At 56.5% G+C, this 5295-nt stretch carries 5 protein-coding genes; all 5 read right to left on the bottom strand.

Translation table 11 applies throughout. The features are described from left to right. On the bottom strand, positions 1–712 hold a 712-nt coding region (locus ACWI8T_RS07935), incomplete at its 3' end, for a uracil-DNA glycosylase (protein WP_449138551.1). A 110-nt stretch (positions 713–822) separates the two neighbouring features. Then, a complete protein-coding gene (locus ACWI8T_RS07930) occupies positions 823–1584 on the bottom strand; it encodes a hypothetical protein (RefSeq protein ID WP_449138550.1) in 762 nt (253 codons plus the stop codon). 218 nt (positions 1585–1802) lie between these two features. Next, positions 1803–3215 carry a Na+/H+ antiporter NhaC family protein gene (locus ACWI8T_RS07925; RefSeq protein WP_449138549.1) on the bottom strand — a complete coding sequence of 471 codons (1413 nt, stop codon included), beginning with the start codon at positions 3213–3215 and terminating at the stop codon, positions 1803–1805. Between the two features lie 49 nt (positions 3216–3264). Then, positions 3265–4227, bottom strand: a complete 963-nt coding sequence (locus tag ACWI8T_RS07920; protein WP_449138548.1) for a glycyl-radical enzyme activating protein — start codon at positions 4225–4227, stop codon at positions 3265–3267. A gap of 15 nt (positions 4228–4242) precedes the next feature. Next, positions 4243–5295, bottom strand: a 1053-nt coding sequence (locus ACWI8T_RS07915) for a pyruvate formate lyase family protein (protein WP_449138547.1), incomplete at its 5' end; no start/stop codon positions are given.

Raw genomic sequence — 5295 nt, 5'->3', positions numbered from 1 at the left:
GATGCGTCGAGGCGAGCACGAACTTGTTGCTTCCATAAACAGACACGCCACATAACGTTGAGTTACAGCCTGCTTCAAAATCGTCAAACAAGCAACGCTCGCCTGACGTAAGGATGCCCAGAGGGCCATCCGCAGCGCACAGTGCGGCTTCCGCGGTAAAATCTTGTTTTACGCCCGCAGAAGCGGCGGCTTTTTCGATGAGTTGCTGGGCATGGCGGCCCCATGCAAGGAAAACAACGGGCTGAGGCAACTCAAAGCATGCCTTCACCACATGGCTCGTAAGCACTTGCCAGCCGAGCTTCGCATGGCTGGCCGCCTCATGCTCGCGAACGGTGAGTGTAGTGTTCAGCAGCAGCACGCCCTGGTTCGCCCACGGCGTAAGGTCTCCCGATTTAGGCATTCCGCATCCCAAATCGGCCGCCATCTCTTTATAAATGTTGCGAAGGCTTGGCGGCAACTTCTCCCCCGCAGGCACCGAAAACGACAAACCCATAGCTTGCCCGGGTCCATGGTAGGGGTCTTGCCCCAAAATCACCGCTCGAACCTCGCTTGGGGCACAAGACGCAAGTGCATTCAGAACGTCATCTTGTGGCGGGTAAATCACCTGGTTGATGCGCATTTCTTCAACGCGCGCAAGTAGCTCTTCCGACTTTTGCACAACATGGCTCGGCAGCACCGAGCGCCATTCGTCGATTCCATCCCCGCTTTTCACATGCAACCCTTCCGCTTATTCGCAAACGAAACGCATTGTATCGAAACCGCGTTCCAATGACGACGGCAAACCCGCGCGAAAGCCCAAAGCGCAAACGAGCCCTCGCACGCCTACGCTGGGACATCCTGGCGTGCTACCACTTTAGCGCGTCTCTCGGCTCGCCGGCGCTGCTTCAGCGCCACATAGGCGACGCCAATCGCAGCATAGGCCAACGCGTTCACCACATAGCCCACAAATCCATCGCCACCAGGCTGCGCATATACGGCATGGCCAATCGAAAGCAAAATGCCTTGGAGCACCATAAGCGCCATAAACGGATAGGCGAGTCTTTGCACCCTTTTCCACGTCGAGTGCTCCATAATGCCACGCACCGTGCGAAACGAAGTAATCCACGGCACAAAGAAGCACACCGTAAGCGGCACCCCCACGACGCTCGCAGCAATGAACATGATGATTGACGTAAGACCACCACCCCACGCCTTATCCCAAATAGGAGTGAAAGAAAGCGGAACCATAATGAGCACTTGAATGACGTGCGCGAAAATAACAAAACCACCAATAATAGACATCTCAGTGCGAACGGAAAGCAGCCGCCTAGTAAACCACCACTTTTTCGGAAATGCTCCGGCGAACATCACGAGCAAATAAAACGCCACGCCCGTATAGCAACTCGCGAAAGCCTGCACAACATAATACAGCCACGGAATCCAGCGAACGATATCGACGAATGTGGCCATGCAAGCGGCGATCCACACCGCATAAAACACGACGGGGCATTTGCGCAGCGCTGGCGCAAAAGCCATCACGAACGCAACGACAATCACGAGCGCAACAACGATATTGGGCACAACGTCTGGAATATACGGCAGCATAAGCTTCCTTTCTTCATGGATACGGCGATTCAGTATAGCCGCCCACAACGTAATTGCTACCATTTATGGCACATATAAGTCGCATTGCGTACACACCTTCGCACAAAACAAGGGGCGCCTATATGGACGCCCCTTGATACGCGACACCATGACGCGCCGATACGCAGCGTTATCGAGCATTTCCGCCGTCTCGGCACCGCCCAATGAGGAAATAACGTTTAGGCAGCCAGAATGAAGCCCGCACCCAAGAACAGCACGCAGGTCACGCCGGCGACAATGCCGATGTAAGGCAGCTGCGCCACAGCGTAATCGACGTTGTTGATTTTGCACGCTGATGCGCTCATAAGCGTGACATCGGAATAGAAGCACGCCTGCGCGCCGAAGCATGCCGCAGAAATAATCGCGCCGAGCGTCAGCGGAGTGGACGCGCCGCACGCCGCAGCCAGCGGCAGAATGATCGGCGTGCACACGGCGGGAATACTCCAAATATTCGCGGTGGCGAAGCACACCAAGCCGACCAGCACAAACGTAATCACGGGCAACCACGCGGCGCTCATGAACGGCGTAGCAACCGAAATAAGGTAGTCGGGCAGGCCAATAAGATTGATGGCATTGCGGAAGAACAACGACGCAATGAGCACGGCGGCGATGAACAGCATGTCCTCAAGGCCCTTGTAGCACGCGTCACAGAACTTGCCCAGGCTCATGATCTTCGTAGGAACATACAGCACGAAGCACACCACGATGGCGCAAATCACGCCGTACAGAATGTCGTCCATAGCGATAGTCACCGCAATAACCACAGCCATCGGCACGAGGAACGCCCACAAATGCGGCGTCGCCTCCTTCTCGTCTTTCGCGGAGCCGTCGCTAATGGCGCCAAGCACCTCGCCCATTTCATCCTGGTTCATCACGTCGGAGGAATCGGGCCACAGCTTGCCAGTTTTCTCAACGCGCTCGTATGCCTTCTTGATACCGCCCATTTTCGGCACTATGCCGAAAATCACGAGCAGCACGAACAGGACGCACAAAAACGGGTAGAAGAAATACGGCATGATGGAATAGTAAATGCCCATGGCCGAATCGCCCAGCACGGCAGCTTCAGGCTGCTCGGCGAAGATGCCGCTGAAAAACACGACCCACGCGGAAATGGGAATGATCAAACACACGGGCGCAGACGTAGTGTTGATGATGTAGCACAGCATCTCGCGCGGGGTTTTCTTCTCGTCGGCAATCGGCAAAATGGTGTTTGCGGTAACCAGAATGGAGAGGTAGTCGTCGATGAAGATGATCACGCCGCACAGCCACGTGAGGAACAGTACCTGACGCTCGCTTTTCACGTACTTGCGCGCCCAGTTCGCCATGGCGGTAGCGCCGTTGCTTTGACGCAGCAGCTGCACGAAGCACCCGAACAGGAGGCAGATAATCACGATGTAGTTGTTGTCGGCATCGCACGCCGCATCGAGCAACGCCTGCACCGTAGGCTCGAAGAAATCGGCCCCATAATAGAACAAAAAGCCCAAAATGCCCGAAAGCAGAATGCTGAAAACGCATCGGCGCGTGATGAACGCGAACACGAAGAAGCTCAGCATGGGAATCAACGTGATGATTCCTAGATTGCCACCATCCACTGTTTTCCTCCTAAGTATTGATGGTTGGTTCTATCATTCAAAGAAAACCTCAGAGTTTCCCGAGCACTTCCGTCCTCGCTCCCACGTCATCTTCGAAATACCGTTTGATTTCAGCCACGCGCTCATCGCTCGGCGCTGTGAATTCGGCCTGCGACGAGCCAATATTGCGAGCCTTGGAAATGCCAAGCGCGTGATAAGGCAAAAGCGTGACGCGACGAATCCCGCACTCGCGAACGATAGCGCCCGCCGCTTGAATGGCCGCCTCGTCATCATTCACTCCGGCGATAAGCGGCATGCGCACCATAATCTTTGGCAGAATCGCCTCATACGACGAAAGCGCCCGCACATTCGCGAGGATCGGTTCAACCGGAACACCCACGAATTCGCGATGAACTTCATCATCGACAGCCTTGATGTCGAACAGCACATCGGTCACACCGGGACGAGAAACAAGGTCGAGCAACGCGCGCGACGAGCCAAAACCCGACGTGTCCACGCAACTCGAAATACCTCGGGCCGCAGCGGCATCAATGAGCGCGGCGGCGAATTCCGCGTGAGCGAGCACTTCCCCACCGCTCACCGTGAGGCCGCCGCCCGTGTTGTCGTAGAACCCTTTGTCCTTCTCGACCTCAGCAAGCACCTCGCCGACAGTCATGCGGCGCGCAACGGGACGCAGCGCATTCGCAAAACAGCCATCGGCGCAGGCCAAACACATCGTGCACCGCGAGCGGTCTATCGAGATGCCGGCATCGGCGAAAGAAATGGCACCGGCAGCACACACCTCCACGCAATGCCCGCAGCCAATGCAATTCGAAGGACTCACGATGAGCTGTTGCTCATTCTCGATGAGCTCAGGATTGTGGCACCATGCGCACTTCAGCGGGCAGCCCTTCAAAAACACCGTCGTGCGGATGCCTGGCCCATCTTCAGTCGAAAACTTTTGAATGCTGCCGACAAGAGCCGAAAGCTCCCCTTCTCTATTCAATTTCGCATCGATACCGTCGAAACCCACGAGCCGGCCTTCGTCTTAGGCCGAGAGATGCGCGGTGCGCGCGATAATCGCATCTTGCGCAGGGCGGTCGAGTTCGGTGAAATACGCCATGTATCCAGCGACGCGCACCATAAGGCCGCGATAGTGCTCCGGGTTTTCCTGAGCCGCGAGTAGCGTTTTATTGTCGACGACGTTGATTTGAATATGCTCGCCGCCATGCTGGAAGAACGTGCGAATCACGCCTTCGATGATGCGGCGACCGCCTTCGCCCTGCACGCCCTTCGGATCGAAGCGCAGGTTGAACAGCGCGCCCTCCTGCAAATCGGGCTGGTCGATCGCGGCAACCGACTTCACCGTAGCCGTGGGTCCGCAAACATCGCGGCCCATCATGGGGCTCGATGCGTCGCAGAAAGCCTCACCCGCCAAGCGGCCATCGGGCAGCGCGCCAGTCACTTCGCCATGCGGGATGTTCATCGTTTGCGAGTCAATGCCAAACGCGTAATGGCCGCCGCGAGCATCGGGCCAGCTTTGAACTTCGTCGGCCACGAAGTGCATCATTTCGCGATAGATGCCATCGACATAGGGCGAATCGTTGCCGTATTTCTCGGGCTTGTTGAGCAGCAGCTGGCGCAGGCGCTCATGGCCTTCGAAATTCGCGTCGCAGGCGGCGATGAGCTCATCCATCGTCACGTCGCCGTCTTCGAAAACGCACTTTTCAACGGCAGCGATGCAGTCGGCCAAATTCGCCGCACCTGTCACATACATGCCGCAGGTCGAAACGCGTGCGCCGCCCTGCTGCACCGACTTGCCGCTTTCCACGCAGCCCGCCGTGACCATGCTCGCAAAAATCACCGGGTAGCGATTCATATGAATTGATTGCATCAGGTTGTAGCCAATGCGAATTTGATCATACGCATGAATGATTTGCTTCTTCAGAGCGTCTTTAAACTGCTCGATATTGATGAATTCGCGCGGATCGCCCGTGCGCAAGCCCATGAGCTTGCCAGTGCGCGGGTCGACGCCATCGTGCAGCACGAACTCGACCATCTTGCCCATGTTAACGTATCCCGCATCAGGGCTGCCATCGGT

Source organism: Slackia sp. (genome assembly GCF_977041755.1).
The sequence above is the reverse complement of the archived record's forward strand: the minus strand, read 5'-3'. Positions and strand labels throughout refer to the sequence as shown.